Genomic DNA, 19,007 nt, shown 5'->3' on the forward strand with positions numbered 1-19,007 from the left:
AATATTAGGGTTATGATGGTTGGCGTAATAAAACCTCTTTTAAAAATTTTCCAGTGTAAGAAGCGGAAACATTAATAATATCTTCAGGTCGCCCACTTGCAACAATTTCACCGCCGCGATCACCACCTTCTGGCCCTAAATCAATAATCCAGTCAGCTGTCTTTATTACTTCAAGGTTATGTTCAATTACTGCAATTGTATTACCTTGATCGACGAGTTCATGCAATACTTCAAGAAGTTTAGAAATATCATGAAAATGCAGACCTGTTGTTGGTTCATCCAAAATATAAAGCGTGTGTCCCGTTGTTTTGCGTGAAAGTTCTTTGGCAAGTTTTACACGTTGCGCTTCACCGCCAGAAAGAGTTGTGGCTTGCTGCCCCACTTTGATATAGCCAAGGCCAACTTTGATGAGGGTTTTCATTTTATTATGAATAGCAGGAATAGCTTGAAAAAATTCTTCTGCTTTTTCGATTGTCATATCTAAAATATCTGCGATGGATTTTCCTTTAAATTTTACTTCCAATGTTTCTCGATTGTAGCGTTTGCCTTGGCATATATCGCAGGTAACATAAACATCGGGTAAAAAGTGCATTTCAATTTTAATTACTCCATCACCTTGACATGCTTCGCATCGTCCTCCTTTAACATTAAATGAAAAACGTCCTGCTTTATAACCGCGTGCCTTTGATTCAGGAAGTTCGGCAAACCACTCACGAATTGGGGTAAATGCTCCTGTATAGGTTGCTGGATTAGAGCGGGGAGTGCGACCAATGGGCGATTGATCTATATCGATAACCTTATCGAGAAATTCTAATCCTTCAATTTTATCATAGCTTGCTGGGTTGTGATGACTTCCCATGATATGACGTGATGCAGCTTTAAAAAGAGTTTCTATAAGGAATGTTGATTTTCCTCCACCTGAAATTCCTGTTATGCATGTGAAGGTGCCAAGAGGGATGCTTGCATTGATATTTTTTAGGTTATTGCCTTTAGCGCCTATTACTTTAAGTGTTTTTAATTTTGATACTTTTCGTCGTTGAGTAGGCACTGTAATTGCCATTTTCCCTGAAAGGTATTGACCTGTGAGGGAAGATGGATTTTTTATAATTTCTTGTGGTGTGCCTTGAGCTATGATTTCTCCACCATGAATGCCAGCAGCAGGACCAATATCAACAACATGATCCGCATTAAGAATGGCATCTTCATCATGTTCAACAACAATAACTGTATTGCCCAGATCGCGCAGATGATGCAGCATTTTCAGGAGGCGTTCATTATCGCGCTGGTGTAAACCGATAGATGGTTCATCTAAAATATAAAGGACACCTGTAAGGCCAGATCCAATCTGGGATGCTAATCGAATACGTTGACTTTCTCCACCTGAAAGTGTGCCTGAATTTCGAGATAAGGTAAGATATTCAAGTCCTACATGATTTAAAAAAGCCAAGCGTTCGCGAATTTCTTTTAAAATACGGAGTGCTATATTACGTTGTTTTTCAGTTAGATATTGATGAATATTGGCAAACCAGTTATCTGCTTTTAAGATAGAAAGTTCTGATATTTGTCCAATGTGCATTCCATGGATTTTAATAGCTAGTGCTTCTGGTTTTAAACGGTAACCATGGCAAGCCGGACAGGGTGAAGAAGACATATAGCGCTCAATTTCTTCACGTGACCACGCAGAATCTGGTTTTTCCCACCGTCGTTGCATATTTGGAATAATGCCTTCAAAATGTTGAATTATTTTATCAACATTTGAATCATTTTTACGTCCAGAAAAAACTTCTTTTTCTTTTATACCATATAGAATGGCATGTTTTGCTTCATTTGAAAGTGCAGACCACTTATCTGTGAGTTTAAATTCATAAATTTTTCCTAATGTTTCCAAGGTTTGGTTATGAAAAGATGAGGACGATTTAGACCAAGGAACAATTGCTCCAGCTTTTAAGGTAAGATTTTTATTTGGTATGATTTTTTCTGGATCAATTATCCTTTTTGAGCCCAGTCCATCACAAACAGGGCAAGCTCCAAAAGGGTTATTGAATGAAAATAACCGCGGTTCAATCTCGGGGATAGAAAATCCAGATATGGGGCAAGAAAATTTTTCCGAAAAAATTAGCCGCTTATGTGTTTCATTTTTGGATTTATTGACAGATTCTTTAGCACTTTCTCTTTGTGCCAAAGGTTGATCTGCCATTTCAGCAATGGCAATTCCATTTGCTAGCTTTAAGCATGTTTCTATACTGTCAGCTAAGCGAGACGCAATATCATCACGTACAACAATGCGGTCGACTATTATATCTATGTCGTGTTTATACTTTTTATCAAGGGGAGGAACATCAGGGATTTCATAAAATTTTCCATCAATTTTAACGCGTTGGAAGCCTTTTTTTAAAAGTTCTGCTAGCTCTTTTTTATATTCCCCTTTTCGTCCTCGCACTAAAGGAGCCATAATAAAAATTCGTGTACCTTCTGGTAAGTCCATAACTTGATCTACCATTTGACTTATTGTCTGGCTTTCAATAGGTAGCCCCGTAACCGGAGAATGTGGAACACCAATACGCGCAAAAAGAAGACGCATATAGTCATAGATTTCTGTGACAGTTCCCACCGTTGAGCGGGGGTTTTTGCTGGTTGTTTTTTGTTCAATGGAAATAGCGGGAGAAAGTCCATCTATTCTGTCAACATCTGGCTTTTGCATTACTTCTAAAAATTGACGCGCATAAGCGGAAAGACTTTCAACATAACGGCGCTGACCTTCGGCATATATTGTATCAAAAGCTAAGGATGATTTACCTGATCCAGAAAGTCCTGTTATCACAATTATTTTGTCACGAGGAATATCTAGATCAATATTTTTAAGGTTATGTTCACGGGCACCGCGAATGGAGATATATTTTTGATGGAGCATGTCTATCCTTAGCATATGTGATAAGAATTGAACATTTAAAATTGGGGTAGAACTATTTATTTGTCATTATAGTTTGCTTAATTATTTAAGAAGAGTGAAGGTTGCAAATTTTGTAAGAAAAAGATGAGGATAGTAGCGTTTTATTTTCAGTAATGGAATATACTATATGTTTTTGTCATATTTTGTTATAATAATGTAGTTTAAGATTTTGGAGTTTATACTATGGCTGGCAGCCTTAATAAAGTTATTTTGATTGGTAATTTGGGTGCAGATCCAGAAATTCGGCGTTTAAATTCTGGTGATCAAGTGGCAAATTTGCGTATTGCTACTTCTGAAAGTTGGCGCGATCGCACTACAAATGAGCGTAAAGAGCGCACAGAGTGGCATAGTGTTGTTATTTTTAATGAAAATCTTATCAAGATTGTGGAGCAATATGTAAAAAAAGGAAGTAAAATTTACATTGAAGGTCAGTTGCAGACACGCAAATGGCAAGATCAAAATGGCAATGATCGCTATACAACAGAGATTGTTTTGCAAAAGTACCGTGGTGAATTACAAATGCTTGATGGGCGATTGGCTGCGAGTGGAGAGCAAATGCATGGAGCAAATCAGCAAAGCGGTAATTATAGTAGCGGTAACTTTGATGATAGTAATTCAAATCAGAGAAATGCTTTTGGTCAAAATAATGAATTTTCGGGAGAAAGTTTTTCACAAAAATTAGATGATGATGTACCTTTTTGATAGTACTTTAAAGTTTACTATTATTGCTTTTTATGTTTTTTTAATTATTTATTTGAGTTTCTTAAAACTCATGGGGGGAGTTTTTTTCTTTGTTTGCAATTTTGGGTACAATAGGTAATTTATTTGAATATTGTTAAATTCCTCCTTCATTGTGAGAGGAGAATTGGTGTTTTGACGTATTTTTATATATAAAAATAGAGTGAAGTGATTCTTTTTTTGAAAGTCTGAAAATTGTGACTGATCTTACTCCACTACCAGAACGTGATGTGTTAAATGGTGTTGAACCAGTTAGCATTATCGATGAAATGCAACGCTCTTATCTTGATTATGCAATGAGCGTGATTGTTTCACGTGCACTTCCTGATGTACGTGATGGCCTTAAACCTGTTCATCGGCGTATTTTACATGCCATGAATGAGATGGGGCTTTCTTTTAATAAGTCTTATCGTAAGTCTGCGGGTGTTGTCGGTGAAGTTATGGGAAAATTCCATCCTCATGGTGATGCTTCGATTTATGATGCATTGGTGCGTATGGCACAGGATTTTTCTTTGCGAAATCCGTTAATTGATGGTCAAGGCAATTTTGGTTCTGTTGATGGTGATCCACCTGCTGCAATGCGCTATACAGAGTGTCGTTTAGAAAAGGTTTCAGAAGAGCTTTTAGCTGATATTGATAAAGACACCGTTGATTTTCAGGATAATTATGATGGGCGTGAGCGTGAACCCGTGGTCTTACCAGCACGTTTTCCTAATCTTTTGGTTAATGGATCAGGTGGTATTGCTGTTGGAATGGCAACCAATATTCCTCCTCATAATCTTGGTGAGATTGTCGATGGCTGCATTGCTTTGATTGATGACCCTAATATAACGCTTGATAAAATGATTGAAATCATTCCTGGGCCCGATTTCCCCACTGGTGGCATTATTCTTGGTCGCTCTGGTGTTCGTTCGGCTTATGAAACAGGCAGAGGTTCAATCATTATGCGCGCTAAGGTTGATATTGAAGAAGTGCGTAATGGTCGACAAGCAATCATTGTAAGCGAAATACCTTATCAAGTTAATAAGGCAGCGATGATTGAGAAAATGGCCGAATTGGTGCGTGATAAACGCATCGAAGGAATTGCCGATTTGCGTGATGAGTCTGATCGTGATGGATATCGTGTTGTTATTGAATTGAAAAAAGATGTTGTTGCGGATGTTGTTTTGAACCAATTATACCGTTATACGCCACTGCAAACTTCTTTTGGTTGTAATATGGTTGCGTTAAATGGGGGAAAACCTGAACAAATGACGCTGCTTGATATGCTTCGTGCATTTGTTTCTTTCCGAGAAGAGGTTGTAAGTCGGCGAACAAAATATCTCTTGCGTAAAGCACGTGAGCGTGCGCACGTTTTGGTTGGTCTTGCTATTGCTGTTGCCAATATTGATGAGATTATAGCCTTAATTCGTAAGGCATCTGATCCACAAACAGCACGTATACAGTTAATGGAACGGCGTTGGTTGGCTGCTGATGTAGCGCCTTTGATAAAACTTATTGATGATCCTCGTCATATTATTCATGAGGATAATACTTATCATTTATCTGAAGAACAAGCGCGTGCTATTTTAGAATTGCGTTTGCAAAGGTTGACAGCGCTCGGACGTGATGAAATTGCTGATGAATTAAATAAGATTGGGGCAGATATTACCAATTATCTTCATATTTTGGCATCGCGTTCTCGCATCATGAGCATTGTTAAAGATGAATTAAATGCTCTTCGTGAAGAATTTGCAACTTCTCGACGCACAGTGTTTGGTTCTGGTAGTGCTGAGATGGATCATGAAGATCTAATCGCATCAGAGGATATGGTAGTAACAGTTAGTCATAGTGGCTATATTAAGCGTGTGCCCCTTAATACATACCGTGCGCAGCGGCGCGGTGGTAAGGGGCGTTCTGGTATGTCAACAAAGGATGAGGATTTTGTAACGCGTTTGTTTGTAGCTAATACGCATACACCAGTTCTTTTCTTTTCGTCTCGGGGGATTGTTTACAAGGAAAAAGTTTGGCGTTTGCCTATTGGTACGCCGCAATCACGCGGACGAGCTCTGATTAATTTGCTTCCTTTACAGCAAGATGAACGCATAACAACTATTATGCCTTTGCCAGAAGAAGAGACAAGTTGGAGCGCGTTAGATGTTATGTTTGCAACGACGCGTGGAACGGTGCGTCGTAATAAATTATCCGATTTTGTTCAAGTTAATCGTAATGGCAAAATTGCAATGAAGCTTGACGAAGAGGGAGATGAAATTCTTTCTGTAGAAACTTGTACAGAACATGATGATGTCGTTCTTACAACTGCTAATGGACAGTGTATTCGTTTCCCAGTTACTGAGGTTCGTGTATTTGCAGGACGTAATTCAGTAGGGGTGCGTGGTATTAATTTAGCTAAAGGTGATCAGGTCATTTCAATGACTATCTTAGAGCATGTTGAGGCAACTTCAGTTGAGCGTTCTGCTTATATCAAGCGTGTGATTAATGAGCGTCGTGCAATTGGTGTAGATGCTGAAGATATTTCAACTCTTGATGAAGATGATGGGGAAGCTGAAATGGAGTTGACAGATGAACGATATGTAGAATTAAATGCTCGTGAGCAGATGCTTTTAACAGTAAGCGAATTTGGTTATGGAAAGCGATCTTCCTCTTATGAGTTTCGTATTTCGGGGCGTGGAGGAAAAGGAATTCGCGCAACAGATCCGTCTAAAACGGCAGAAATTGGTAAGTTAGTGGCGGCTTTTCCGGTGAAAGCGCAAGATCAGATTATGTTGGTGTCTGATGGGGGGCAGCTTATTCGTGTTCCTGTTGATGGCATCCGTATAGCTGGTCGTTCAACTAAAGGGGTAACAATCTTCAATACAGCAGAGGGAGAAAAAGTGGTTTCAGTTGAGCGTATTTCTGAATCTGAAGATGATGTTAATCAATTAGATAATGAATGTGAAATGCATTCCAATACGATTGATATTAATGAAAAGAAGTAATTTTGAAGGTAGTGAAGTAAGGTGATGAGAATTGCTCTTTATGCGGGTTCTTTCGATCCTCTTACAAACGGTCATCTTGATGTTTTGAAGGGTGGTTTAGTTTTAGCTGACAAAGTAGTCGTGGCTATAGGTGTGCATGCTAAAAAAAGAATGCTTTTTAGTTTTGAAGAGCGTGTTGATTTAATTATGCAGGTAAGACGAGACTTGTTAAAAGTAGGTTCTGATAGAGTGCAAGTTATTTCATTTGATAATCTTTTGATTGATAAGGCGCGCGAAATTGGTGCTTCATTTCTTATTCGTGGATTGCGTGATGGTACTGATCTTGATTATGAAATGCAGATGGCTGGGATGAACGGCATCATTGCTCCTGAATTACAAACTGTTTTTTTGCCAGCGAGTGTTTCTGGGCGTGCGATAACTTCCACGTTGGTGCGCCAAGTTGCTTCTATGGGAGGGAATGTCTCACCTTTTGTGCCTCCAAACGTTGCACAAGCTTTGCATTTAAAATTTCAATCTTTAGGAGAAAATGATTGTGTATCTTAGAATTTTTGCCATTTTGACATGTATTTTTTATTTCTTTTCATTTGACGTTTTAGCAAATGATTCTAATATCCTTGTTTTATCTCTTAAAAATGGTGATGTGGTTATTCGTTTACGTCCTGATCTAGCTCCTAAACATGTTGCGCAAATAAAAAAATTAACAGAAGAAGGTGCTTACAACAATGTTGTATTTCACCGTGTTATTCCTGGCTTTATGGCACAGACTGGTGACGTAAAATTTGGAAAAAAAGATAGTGAAAGTTTTGATCTTAAACGCGCTGGTATGGGAGGATCAAATTATCCCAATATAGTGGCAGAATTTTCAAAGCAGCCATTTAAGCGTGGGACTGTTGGTATGGCACGTTCACAAGATCTTCATTCAGCAAATTCTCAATTTTTCATTTGTTTTGATGATGCTGATTTTTTGAATGGTCAGTATACTGTGATCGGAGAAGTGATAAAAGGAATGGAGGTTGTTGATAAAATTAAGAAAGGTACTGCAAGTGGTGATGGATTTGTAAAAAATCCTGATGCTATTAATGCAGCCTATTTACAAGCTGATAAGTGAGATAAAGGAGTTAGCCGTATGGCAGAAACTAAAGATTTAGAAAATACATTAATTCTTGAAACAACAAAGGGCAGAGTTGTTATTGAGCTTCTTGCTGATTTAGCTCCTAATCATGTTGCACGTATTAAAGAGCTCGTACGCGAAGGTGCTTATGATAATGTTATTTTTCATCGCGTTATTGATGGATTTATGGCACAAACTGGTGATGTTCAATTTGGAAAAAAGAACAGCGAGAAATTCAATTTATCACGTGCTGGTATGGGAGGGTCAGATAAATCCGATTTGACAGCAGAATTTTCAAATCTTTCTCATAAGCGTGGTACAGTTTCTATGGCTCGTAGTCAGAATCCAAATTCCGCTAATTCGCAGTTTTTTATCTGCTTTGCAGATGCTCCTTGGCTTAACCGTCAATATTCGATATGGGGGCAGGTCATTGAAGGTATGGAAAATATCGATCAAATTAAGCGCGGAGAGCCGGTTGTAGATCCTGATGCAATCACTAAAGCTACAATTGCGGCGGACATGAAATAATATAAAATATTAAATGATAATTGCTATTTACAGCTGTTTTAGGTTTCATTAAAGCGAGTCTGAATTTTATATTTTATGTAAATAAAATTTTTAAATTTTAGTTTCTTAAGCGTAATATATCAGATTAAGGCCAGTATATTTAAATAAAAATACTGCTTTTTGTGTTTTTCAAAAATAAGTGTGATGAGATTTTCTCATCATGCCTTTTTTATTGGTGATCAGAAGTACATATTGATTTAAAAGCTGTGAAGATCATTTAGGTGTCGTAATCAAGCGTTTCTTTATTCATATCACATTTGCTTAAGTATTTTTTGTAGTAAAGTCATATGAAAATAAATGTTAAAATATTAGTCACATTATCTAATATTATGGTGGGTAGTGCAGGCATTTAAAAGTATTGTGTTGTTAGATACTGCTGATATTTTTATGAACTTAGATTATTGCTTTTACTGTAATAATTGCTTGATAACAAATATTCCACTTGTCCTATTTCGTTTTTTATGCTGATCACATAGTGTTTAGCAAAGCAAAAATTAATTCATAAAATTTATGACGATGCTATCAGAAAAGGTATAGCTTTTCTTTTTATAGCGATGTGAATTTATGGAATAAAAAAGATAAGAGTAATGATCAAAACATTTCACTATAGAAAAATTGCTCAAGATGGATATGCGCGACGGGGCGAAATTATAACAGGACGTGGGTGTATTCGTACGCCTGCATTTATGCCTGTTGGAACGGCAGGTACTGTTAAGGCCATGTATATGGATCAGATTCGTGCTCTTGGGGCAGATATTATTTTGGGCAATACTTATCATTTAATGTTACGACCGGGAGCTGAGCGTGTTGCGCGTCTAGGAGGCTTACATAAATTTGCATGTTGGCCTGAACCTATTTTAACGGATTCTGGTGGATTTCAAGTTATGTCTCTTGCAGGAATTCGTAAAATTACGGAACAAGGTGTGATTTTTCGCTCCTACATTAATGGAGCGTACTATGAAATGAGTCCAGAGCGTTCTATCGAAATTCAAGGGCTTCTTGGTTCAGATGTCCAGATGCAGTTGGATCAATGTATTGCATTGCCTGCAAGTGAAAAAGAAATGGAAGCTGCTATGGAGCTTTCATTGCGATGGGCACAGCGTTGTAAAACGGCTTTTGGTGAACAGCCAGATAAAGCACTGTTTGGTATCGTTCAAGGTGGTGATAATATGAAGCTGCGCGAACGCTCTGCACAAGCATTGAAAGAGATGGATTTAAAAGGCTATGCTATTGGGGGGCTTGCTGTCGGTGAACCGCAAAGTGTTATGATGGCTGTATTGGATGCTACTTGTATGATTTTGCCAGAAGATAAGCCACGTTATCTTATGGGGGTAGGCACGCCTGATGATATTTTAAAAAGTGTTGCTCGTGGTATTGATATGTTTGATTGTGTTTTGCCAACGCGTGCAGGACGCCATGGGTTGGCTTTTACGCGCTTTGGTAAAATTAATTTACGCAATGCGCGCTATGCAGAGGATCCATATCCTCTTGATCCACAATCGCTTTGTCCTGCTGCATATGATTACAGTTGTGCTTATTTACACCATTTGATCAAATCTGGTGAATCTCTTGGTGGGATGTTATTAACATGGAATAATCTTTTTTATTATCAACAACTTATGCAAGGAATTCGTGATTCTATTGAATCTGAATGTTATGCTGATTTTTGTGCTGAAACGAGAGCTTTATGGGCACAAGGACGACAACCATAATACATATTATATATGGAATTTACTTTTTCACATTGTTTAATTTATTATTTCTATGAAGAGTTTTTACTAAAAGATGAATGTTTGAATAGTGCTTTCAAAAAGCATAAAACTGCGCTATCCTAAGAGATGGATGCGCAGTTTTATCAATGCATATTTTTCTTGCTGTTGCATTCTTAAACAGAAATCATTACTCCGGTACGCGCTACCTGATCCAGAGAAAAACAGTTTTTTCTGTTTCTGGTGATTATTTAAATCAACAATGTTAATGAGGAGTTAGTGAACCTTTAAAGAAGTATGAAAATTGCATTTTTATGAAGTATTTTTTGTTTTTCATTGTTAATAATGAAATATCGATAAAATGTGTAAAGATAGTTCACTTCTGTATAAAAAATAATTTTTGGGAATCCATTGTTTAATTGAAAACTTTACAAGATTTTATGTAAAGATAAAAACTGTTTCAATTATGGTTATGTGAAGACAGTTTACTCTAAAATAAAGGTTAAGATGACACAAACGGTTTAATTATTATAGAATGTTGAGTTTGTTTTTATTGGAGCAATATTTTAATAATTAAAATTCCATTTAGATTGTAAACGTTACAGTTGCAATGGAGTTTAAAGTCACAAGTTTTATTTATGAATATATATTAGTATATCACTATAAAAAAATTCAAGATGTTGTTCTTTTTACTATAAAAAATATTTTCAGATCTTCATTAAAGAAGCATGGATGCAAGAATGCTTTTAGTTCATTTATGTATGATATCATAGTTAAAGTATCGCAATACAGATGACAAATTCTCATAAAAAAAATACTTTTTTGCCTTTTAAAATTGATCTTAGAACGCGGCGTTTGGCAATTTTTTCCCTTGCGGTGGGAGGCTTTGCTATTGGCACTGCTGAATTTGTTGCAATGGGTTTACAGCCAGAGATGGCGAAAAGCTCATATGTTGATATTCCAACAGCTGGTCAATATATTTCTGCTTATGCATTAGGAGTTGTCATTGGGGCACCTCTTTTTGCGATTGCAACAGCTAAGTTATCACATAAGATTGTTTTGGTAGGATTGATGCTTTTTTATGCGCTAGCAAATATTGCTAGTGCCTTTTTTTCTGATTTTAACATATTAGTGGCATTGCGGTTCATTAGCGGTCTTCCTCATGGAATTTACTTTGGACTTGCAACTATAGTTGCATCTTCAATGGTGGAAATGAATGAGCGTCCAAAAGCTGTTGGCAGTGTTATGCTTGGTTTGACAATTGCAACAGTTTTGGGAGCACCAAGTACAACTTGGATTGGACAGTTTGTTGGTTGGCAGATCGCTTTTATCCTTGTCGGTGTTATTGCATTATTGTGTTGTTTCCTTATTTGGAAATTTTTGCCTTCTGTTTTAAATGTACCAAGAACAAATTCTCTATGTGAATTGAGTGCATTAAAGCATAAACAGGTATGGTTACTCTTGGTAATGGTTTCGATTGGTGCATCAGGATTATTTTCTGTTTTTACTTATATTAAATCAACGTTGATGCATGTTTCAGGTATTTTGCTTGATTGGATTCCATTTATTATGCCGTTAATTGGATTGGGAATGGTTGTCGGTAATTTTTGTGGGCCTAAATTTGCAGTTAAAATCGGTATTTCGCCGATGATTTTTTTTGCTATGCTTTGGAGTGCATTTGTTTTTTTTCTTTTTTTCTTTTTATCTTATACCCCATTAACGGCAGCGTTAGGATGCTTTCTCGTTGGAACCTCTTTTGCATCTATGCCTTCTATACAAACAAAAATTATGGATGTTTCTGTACATGGACAGATTTTGGCAGGCGCTTTAATGCAATCTGCTTTTAATATTGCTAATGCTCTTGGAGCACAGTCTGGAGCGTGGGTTTTAAAATTAGGCTACAGTTATGAATATACTGCTGTTTTAGGGGGTATTTTAACTCTGTGTGGATTATTAATTTTTTGCTTTTCATGGTATATAGAAAAACGTGAGCAATGTTTATCTAAATTATAAATGTCTTTTCGAAAAATATTTAATCATTTGGTTGTTTAGTTGGATTTTTAAATATATTGTAGGAAACGCGCAGAGAAAATGGAATACCAAGACAAAATAAAAGACTGATGAGTGTTGCAAGAAGAGCTTTTGCTGCGAAGATCATTCCAACAACTCCCCCAGGATTAAATAAACCAGCGAGATTAGTTATTGTTCCTGCTAGTGTTGTGCTTAAAGCTGCTGAAAATAATTGTACAGAAGTGAGAGATTCGCTGGCACGTAATGCGTCTTTATCACTTGCACATTGTAAGATTCGCGTTAATAAATGCGGCCAAGCTATACCAGCACTGATTCCGATAGAAAATAATGCTAAGCAAATAATAAAAGTATATTCAGGTGTGGAAATTTCTGTTGGGACAAGCCATAAAAGGACGCTTATACTCAAGAGATTTAATATAGGAGAATATACGATAATGCTGCGAGTTTTTTTTGCGGACGCACCAACACTTAATAGAGAACCACACGTCCAACCAAAACTTATTAGTGCTGCCATATAACCAGCAATAAGAGGGGGGTGTCCGTGAAGAACTTGAAGAAAAAGTGGAAAGTAAAGCTCTATACTATAGGCTACTGTAGTCATAACGAGTATTAATGAATAAACAGAAAAAAATTCAGAAGAGAAGGAAAAGGTTTTGTGTGGCAACATAGGATAAAGTGTAGATGATTCTATCTTTGCTAAAACAAAGAGGAGACTAAATCCGATAACTAATCCGCAAATTTGCGCAATTGTGGTGTCCATTGCTCCACTAACGGAAATGATAAAAATCAATAAAACAAGTGTACAAAGCTGTGGAAAGGGAAGTGGAGATGCTGAAATACAATTTTCATTTTCTTTTGGTAAAACTTTAAGCGCTATGAGTGAGAAGACTATTGCTAATGAGCCGACTATCCAAAAAGATGTTCTCCATGCACCATATTGTAAAGAAATTCCCCCGATAGCCGGTCCTAATAAAGTCGATATTCCCCACATTCCAGAAATAATACTAAATGCGTGTGGCCATAAAGATGGATTGAAAACAATACGTACCATAGAATAAGAGAGGGATAATAAAGAACCACTTCCGAAACCTTGAACAAAGCGTCCTATTAAAAAAAACGGCATGGTTGAAGCAATGCTACACATAAAGGTGCCAATAGTAAAAATAAATCCTGCAATAACATAAGCTTTACGAGGACCTATTTTTTCTAATATTTTTGTTGAGAGTGAAGTGCCAAGGAGCGATGCTGTAACAAAAATGGTAGCTACCCAAGAATAATACAACTCACTTCCAATATCCTCCATAAGAGAGGGTAAAATAGTGGCAACAATATAGACGTTGACAGCGTGCAGTGCAACACCGCCCGTAAACGTTAAAGAACGAATACCATTTTTCCCCCGTAAAAGTGCAGACCAGTTCTGTTTTTTCACTATTTTTGCTATTTAGTAGAGAATTGATTTTTTTATTTATAAGGCAGTTGTTTAAATTTTCCAAGGGAATATCCAAAGCTCTATAAAAAGAGAGCTTTGGAATTTAAATAAGCTATCTAATTAATCATTGCTTTTTTGAGATTTTCATCAACTTTATCAAGGAATCCTGTTGTCGAGAGCCATTTTTGTTTAGGTCCAATCAAAAGTGCAAGATCTTTGGTCATAAAGCCTTCTTCAACGGTTTTAATACAAACTTTTTCTAATATTGTGGAAAAGTTTTTTAACTGCTCATTGCTATCTAGTTTTGCACGATGTGTTAATCCACGTGTCCATGCAAAAATAGAGGCAATAGAATTTGTTGATGTTTCTTCGTTTTTTTGATACTGACGATAATGACGTGTTACTGTACCATGTGCAGCTTCTGCTTCAACAGTTTTACCATCTGCTGTCATGAGAACAGAAGTCATGAGACCGAGTGAACCAAAACCTTGAGCGACAACATCTGATTGAACATCACCATCATAATTTTTACATGCCCAAACATAGCCACCTGACCATTTAAGTGCAGAAGCAACCATATCATCAATCAAGCGATGCTCATAATATAATTTACAGTTTTCAAATTCATCTTTAAATTCTGCATCAAATACTTCTTGAAAAATGTCTTTAAAACGGCCGTCGTAAGCTTTTAAAATAGTATTTTTTGTTGAAAGATAGACTGGAACATTTCGCTGTAGTCCATAATTGAAAGATGCACGAGCAAAGTCACGAATTGATTCATCAAGATTATACATAGCCATGGCAACACCTGAGCTTGGGGCATCAAAAACTTCATGTTCTATGATTTGATTGTCATCACCAACAAATTTAATACTCAATTTTCCTTTGCTAGGGAATTTAAAATCAGTTGCTTTATATTGGTCACCAAAAGCGTGACGTCCGATAATAATTGGTTTTGTCCAGTTAGGAATGAGGCGTGGAACATTTTTGCAGATAATGGGTTCGCGAAAAATAGTACCTCCTAAGATATTGCGGATTGTACCATTGGGCGATTTCCACATTTTTTTTAGGTTAAATTCTTTTACACGTGCTTCATCAGGAGTAATCGTTGCGCATTTTATGCCAACTCCATGTCGTTTGATAGCATTGGCAGAATCGATCGTTATTTGATCATTGGTTGCATCACGATTTTCTATGGAAAGATCGTAATATTTTAAATCAATATCGAGATAGGGATAAATCAGTTTTTCTTTAATATATTTCCAGATGATACGGGTCATTTCATCCCCGTCGATTTCAACAACGGGATTTTCTACTTTTATCTTTACCATTAGAAGTCCTTCTTTTTTGAAAGTGATATTATTTTCTATATATTTTCAGGATTGTCATGAAAAGTAAAAAACAGGGATGATAGTGGTATATTCATGTGTAATATTGCTAAAATATATTTATCAATAGGACGTAAAGCTTTTTCATTTAAAAGAAAGTAACACGCCATTCATTATATAATTTATGGAAAGCTAATTTTATAAAAACGGTTAGATGGGTATTTATGACGATATAGAGTTTAAGTTATTTCCATTGTTGTCTTTTGAAATATTATATTTTGTAAATGGAATTATAAATTTTTATCATTTTGAAAGAGACAAAAAAGCTAATTGCACAGTGATTTTCACGATTATACGCAACAAAAATATTAAAATCTTTATTCTTTCATTTTTTTGAAAAACAAAAAATATTAATAAATCAAATAGTTAATATTAAAAACAATATGGTACGCCCAAGGGGAATCGAACCCCTGTTTCCGCCGTGAAAGGGCGATGTCCTAACCGCTAGACGATGGGCGCAAACCAATGACAAAGCTTATAGAGAGGATATTTCTACTTCGCAAGCCCTATGCGCAATTTTTTTTAAAAAAATGTGCTTTGTTGAATTATTTTGATACATGCTTATATAAGCACCATCCAAGTTACTTTCTTTTCTAAATTGTGTGTAAAAAAATATGATGGTAGATGAAGAAAGTTTTAGTGTTAGCGCAACAATAATTGGATGATGTTTTTTGTGCTTTGGTTTGAGGAATAGTAAAATGATAAAATCAACATCTTTGGTGTGGCGAATGTTTTTCTGCACCATCTTACTTGCTATTGCGGGGTGTCTGCACGATGAGAGTACGACTTCTCATATTGAGAGTTCTTCATTTACGCAAAAATCTTTCGAGACAAAAGGGGACAATCATGTAAATTTTCCAATAGAACCAGCAGGTTCTACACGTCGACAAAGAATTATTAACAATTACAAAAAGAGTGAAGAGCATGTAAAAACCTTTTCTAGAGAAAAAAGTTCGGGTTCATCTTTCTCAATTAGAGTTGGAAGAGATGCGCATAATGTTATCAAGAACATATTAGAATAGATTGAATGGAGTGGAAATTAATAGTTATTTTTTTTCACTCATCTCTATGTGATTAAGCGAGAAATTTTTAAATCTTTTACTAATTTATGCGTTTGAGGTAATCATTGTTTAAGAATTGCCGCATAGAAAAGAAGTTTAGGCACGATTGGTGTAGTATCGATGTTTCAAATTGTCATCGATATGGAGATTTCATTGCAGTCTTATATTTTTTAGTACTTTAAAATTGTGTTATAGACAAATCAAGTATTTGTGATTCATGTTCCTAATATAAATTGCAATTTAGGGCAAAATGATTATTTTAAATAGTAAAATTTTGGTATTGCAATAGTTTTTTGAATTATAAAGCAATGCAAATTTAAATGATTGAGAACTCGTTCTGCTTTCTGAAGTAGTGTGGGTTTATGCTGGTTTCTATTTTAAAAAATACGAATATTTATATTTTTTAGAGCTTTTGTTTGAACAGACAGATTGATTGTGCTGCAAATGAGCTTTATGCCATGTAAAACAGTGATGGTTCATCTATATTGATTGTTGATAAATATCATTTATGCTGTGTTCTGCAGAATTTAAAATATTTTTTCATTGAGGCAAGGAAATAGGCAGTTTGAGTAATGGCAGAAGCTTTAAAAATTGGTATTGGAGGTCTTGGTACGGTTGGTACTTCAGTTTTTCGGATTTTACGTGAAAAAGCAAATAGTTTGGCTTGCCGATGTGGTCGGCCTATTAAAGTTGTTGCAGTTAGTGCACGTGATAAAGACCGTAATCGTGGAATTGATCTGAGTGATGTAAAATGGTTTGATTCACCTGTGGAAATGGCGTTTTCTGATGAAATTGATGTTTTTGTTGAGCTAATTGGTGGTGAATTAGATATCGTGCATGAGGCTGTTAAGGGAGCAATTGAGGCAAAACATCACGTTGTTACTGCCAATAAAGCGCTTCTTGCTCGACATGGGGTAGCACTTGCACTTAGTGCAGAAAAAAAAGGCGTTTTTTTAAATTTTGAAGCTGCTGTTGCAGGTGGAATTCCTGTTATCAAAGCAATGAGAGAGTCACTTTCTGGAAATCATGTATCGCGGATTTATGGTATTTTAAATGGAACTTGCAATTATATACTAACACGTATGTTCATGGAAGGTCTTTCATTTAGAGATTGTTTAGCAGATGCGCAGAAACTTGGATATGCTGAAGCTAATCCATCTTTTGATATTGGAGGTTATGATACTGCTCATAAACTCGCTTTATTAACAAGTTTAGCATTCGAAACTTCTATTTCGTTGGATAATGTTTATGTTGAAGGAATTAGCAATATTTCACAAATTGATGTTCGTGTAGCTGATGAATTAGGCTACCGGATTAAACTTTTAGGGGTTGCGTTAAAGACTGATTCTGGGATTGAGCAACGTGTTCATCCGACAATGGTTCCAACATCATCTATGATTGCGCAGATTCATGGTGTGACAAATGCTATTTCTATTCAAAGTGACTTGTTGGGTGAACTATTGTTTTCTGGTCCTGGTGCTGGAGGAGCGGCAACAGCATCGGCAGTTATTGGCGATTTGGCTCATATAGCAAAGGCGCGTCCTGGTTTTCAGTATACATCTGTTTTAGGATTACCGGCATTGACACTTAATCCTTACAAAAAAGCGTGTATTGCTAATCATACAGGTGATTATTTTATTCGTTTGAGCGTTTATGATCGTGCAGGTGTTTTTGCCGCGGTTGCAAAGCATATGGCTGATAATTATATCTCATTAGAATCAATTGTTCAAAAACCTTTTGTAGAAAATAAAATTTTTAAAACAATTATTTTAATAACGCATGAAACAACAGAAGTGAATGTACGACGGGCACTTACAGCCATTGAAAAAGATGGTCATCTCGTTGCAAAGTCTCAGTTCATTCGTATCGAACGTGCAGCATAAAATGATAATTTTTGTATTGTAATAAAGAGAATAGGTAATCTTTTCTCTTGTGGAAAGCTTTCATCTTTGCAAAAATCTTTATTCTTAATATTTAGTAATAAATGTTAAATATTTCTTGCTAACGTTTATTTGGTAGGATTTTTTATATGCCCACAGCTCAGAAAATTTTAAATGGACTTGATCGTATTTTGACGCTTGAATTGGTACGTGTAACTGAACGTGCTGCCGTTGCAGCTGCGCGCTGGCGCGGGCGTGGTGATGAGAAGGCTGCAGATCAAGCGGCTGTAGATGCAATGCGCCAAGAGCTTAATCGTTTGCCCGTTGATGGTACTGTGGTGATTGGAGAAGGGGAACGTGATGAAGCTCCGATGCTTTATATTGGAGAAAAAGTAGGTCTTCAGAATGGATTGGCCGTTGATATTGCACTTGATCCACTTGAAGGAACTACGATTTGTGCAAAAAATCTTTCTAATTCTTTAGCTGTGATTGCAATTGCTGAAAAGGGTAATTTGCTTTACGCTCCTGACGTTTATATGGAAAAAATTGCTATTGGTCCTGGATATCCAAAAGGCATGATTGATATAGATGCCAATCCTGCTGATAATATTCACGCACTTGCAAAAGCTAAAGGAGTGGCTATTAATAAGATTACTGCTTGTATTATGGATCGACCGCGTCACGAGAAATTGATTAATGAAGTACGTGCAACAGGTGCGTCAATTCGTTTAATTAGTGATGGTGATGTTGCTGCTGTTATTCATACCACGGATCCAGATGAAACGGGTATCGATATTTATATGGGTATTGGAGGAGCACCAGAAGGCGTATTAGCTGCTGCAGCTTTGCGTTGTATAGGTGGACAGATGCAAGGACGTTTACAGCTTGATACGGAAGAAAAAATCGCACGTGCAACTAAAATGGGAATTGATGATCCTCATAAGGCTTATACCGTGGAAGAGATGGTAAAAGGTGATGTTTTGTTTTCCGCAACAGGTGTAACTGATGGCAATATGCTTTCCGGTGTTAAATTTACTCCTCGCTATATTCAGACGGAGACTATTGTGATGCGTTCACATACAAATACAATTCGTAATATTAAAGCACAGCACAGAGATCTCTCAAAATTTGATTGATACTTTTTTGTCATTATAGAGAGATAGAG

At 36.5% G+C, this 19,007-nt stretch carries 13 protein-coding genes and 1 tRNA gene; 10 read left to right on the forward strand and 4 right to left on the reverse strand.

Annotated features, from left to right (window positions below; genetic code table 11):
• Positions 1–10: 10 nt before the first annotated feature.
• A complete protein-coding gene (uvrA, locus tag V4B18_RS04265; RefSeq protein ID WP_455475241.1) occupies positions 11–2,911 on the reverse strand; it encodes an excinuclease ABC subunit UvrA in 2,901 nt (966 codons plus the stop codon).
• A 222-nt stretch (positions 2,912–3,133) separates the two neighbouring features.
• On the opposite strand from uvrA, the gene ssb reads away from it, so the two are divergent.
• From ssb to V4B18_RS04300, 7 genes are all read left to right on the forward strand, one after another.
• Positions 3,134–3,652, forward strand: coding sequence for a single-stranded DNA-binding protein (ssb, locus tag V4B18_RS04270; RefSeq protein ID WP_455475242.1), 519 nt, complete (start codon positions 3,134–3,136; stop codon positions 3,650–3,652).
• Positions 3,653–3,885: 233 nt separating this feature from the next.
• Positions 3,886–6,666 (forward strand): DNA gyrase subunit A, encoded by a 2,781-nt coding sequence (gene gyrA / locus V4B18_RS04275; RefSeq protein WP_455475243.1) that lies wholly within the window; start codon positions 3,886–3,888, stop codon positions 6,664–6,666.
• Between the two features lie 24 nt (positions 6,667–6,690).
• Positions 6,691–7,209: a pantetheine-phosphate adenylyltransferase gene (gene coaD, locus V4B18_RS04280; protein ID WP_455476529.1), complete on the forward strand. Its 519-nt coding sequence runs from the start codon at positions 6,691–6,693 to the stop codon at positions 7,207–7,209.
• Positions 7,199–7,774 carry a peptidylprolyl isomerase gene (locus V4B18_RS04285; RefSeq protein ID WP_455475244.1) on the forward strand — a complete coding sequence of 192 codons (576 nt, stop codon included), beginning with the start codon at positions 7,199–7,201 and terminating at the stop codon, positions 7,772–7,774. Before coaD ends, V4B18_RS04285 begins: the two co-directional genes overlap by 11 nt.
• Positions 7,775–7,792: 18 nt before the next feature.
• On the forward strand, positions 7,793–8,305 hold the full coding sequence (locus V4B18_RS04290) for a peptidylprolyl isomerase (RefSeq protein ID WP_455475245.1): 513 nt from the start codon (positions 7,793–7,795) through the stop codon (positions 8,303–8,305).
• 626 nt (positions 8,306–8,931) lie between these two features.
• On the forward strand, positions 8,932–10,056 hold the full coding sequence (gene tgt, locus V4B18_RS04295) for a tRNA guanosine(34) transglycosylase Tgt (RefSeq protein WP_455475246.1): 1,125 nt from the start codon (positions 8,932–8,934) through the stop codon (positions 10,054–10,056).
• Between the two features lie 789 nt (positions 10,057–10,845).
• Positions 10,846–12,066 carry an MFS transporter gene (locus V4B18_RS04300; protein ID WP_455475247.1) on the forward strand — a complete coding sequence of 407 codons (1,221 nt, stop codon included), beginning with the start codon at positions 10,846–10,848 and terminating at the stop codon, positions 12,064–12,066.
• A gap of 19 nt (positions 12,067–12,085) precedes the next feature.
• On the opposite strand, the gene V4B18_RS04305 is transcribed toward V4B18_RS04300, so the two are convergent.
• The 3 genes from V4B18_RS04305 to V4B18_RS04315 all read right to left on the reverse strand — a co-directional run bounded on the left by V4B18_RS04305 (position 12,086) and on the right by V4B18_RS04315 (position 15,360).
• A complete protein-coding gene (locus V4B18_RS04305) occupies positions 12,086–13,513 on the reverse strand; it encodes an MFS transporter (RefSeq protein WP_455475248.1) in 1,428 nt (475 codons plus the stop codon).
• A 116-nt stretch (positions 13,514–13,629) separates the two neighbouring features.
• Complete coding sequence (locus V4B18_RS04310) at positions 13,630–14,844, reverse strand: NADP-dependent isocitrate dehydrogenase (RefSeq protein ID WP_455475249.1); 1,215 nt, start codon at positions 14,842–14,844, stop codon at positions 13,630–13,632.
• A 441-nt stretch (positions 14,845–15,285) separates the two neighbouring features.
• Positions 15,286–15,360, reverse strand: a tRNA-Glu gene (locus tag V4B18_RS04315).
• 239 nt (positions 15,361–15,599) lie between these two features.
• Between V4B18_RS04315 and V4B18_RS04320 the strand changes: the two genes are divergently transcribed.
• The 3 genes from V4B18_RS04320 to glpX all read left to right on the forward strand — a co-directional run bounded on the left by V4B18_RS04320 (position 15,600) and on the right by glpX (position 18,978).
• Entirely contained in the window at positions 15,600–15,923 is a 324-nt protein-coding gene (locus tag V4B18_RS04320; protein WP_455475250.1) for a hypothetical protein, read from the forward strand.
• A gap of 611 nt (positions 15,924–16,534) precedes the next feature.
• Entirely contained in the window at positions 16,535–17,845 is a 1,311-nt protein-coding gene (locus V4B18_RS04325; RefSeq protein ID WP_455475251.1) for a homoserine dehydrogenase, read from the forward strand.
• Between the two features lie 146 nt (positions 17,846–17,991).
• Positions 17,992–18,978, forward strand: coding sequence for a class II fructose-bisphosphatase (glpX, locus tag V4B18_RS04330; protein WP_455475252.1), 987 nt, complete (start codon positions 17,992–17,994; stop codon positions 18,976–18,978).
• Positions 18,979–19,007: the final 29 nt, after the last annotated feature.

The organism is Bartonella sp. B17 (assembly GCF_053795755.1).

What these genes read in the sequence shown, in the direction of transcription:
- uvrA (WP_455475241.1), bottom strand. Translation starts at nt 2,911, where the DNA reads ATGCTCCATCAAAAATATATCTCCATTCGCGGTGCCCGTGAACATAAC.
- ssb (WP_455475242.1), top strand. Translation starts at nt 3,134, where the DNA reads ATGGCTGGCAGCCTTAATAAAGTTATTTTGATTGGTAATTTGGGTGCA.
- coaD (WP_455476529.1), top strand. Translation starts at nt 6,691, where the DNA reads ATGAGAATTGCTCTTTATGCGGGTTCTTTCGATCCTCTTACAAACGGT.
- V4B18_RS04290 (WP_455475245.1), top strand. Translation starts at nt 7,793, where the DNA reads ATGGCAGAAACTAAAGATTTAGAAAATACATTAATTCTTGAAACAACA.
- tgt (WP_455475246.1), top strand. Translation starts at nt 8,932, where the DNA reads ATGATCAAAACATTTCACTATAGAAAAATTGCTCAAGATGGATATGCG.
- V4B18_RS04300 (WP_455475247.1), top strand. Translation starts at nt 10,846, where the DNA reads ATGACAAATTCTCATAAAAAAAATACTTTTTTGCCTTTTAAAATTGAT.
- V4B18_RS04310 (WP_455475249.1), bottom strand. Translation starts at nt 14,844, where the DNA reads ATGGTAAAGATAAAAGTAGAAAATCCCGTTGTTGAAATCGACGGGGAT.
- V4B18_RS04320 (WP_455475250.1), top strand. Translation starts at nt 15,600, where the DNA reads ATGATAAAATCAACATCTTTGGTGTGGCGAATGTTTTTCTGCACCATC.
- V4B18_RS04325 (WP_455475251.1), top strand. Translation starts at nt 16,535, where the DNA reads ATGGCAGAAGCTTTAAAAATTGGTATTGGAGGTCTTGGTACGGTTGGT.
- glpX (WP_455475252.1), top strand. Translation starts at nt 17,992, where the DNA reads ATGCCCACAGCTCAGAAAATTTTAAATGGACTTGATCGTATTTTGACG.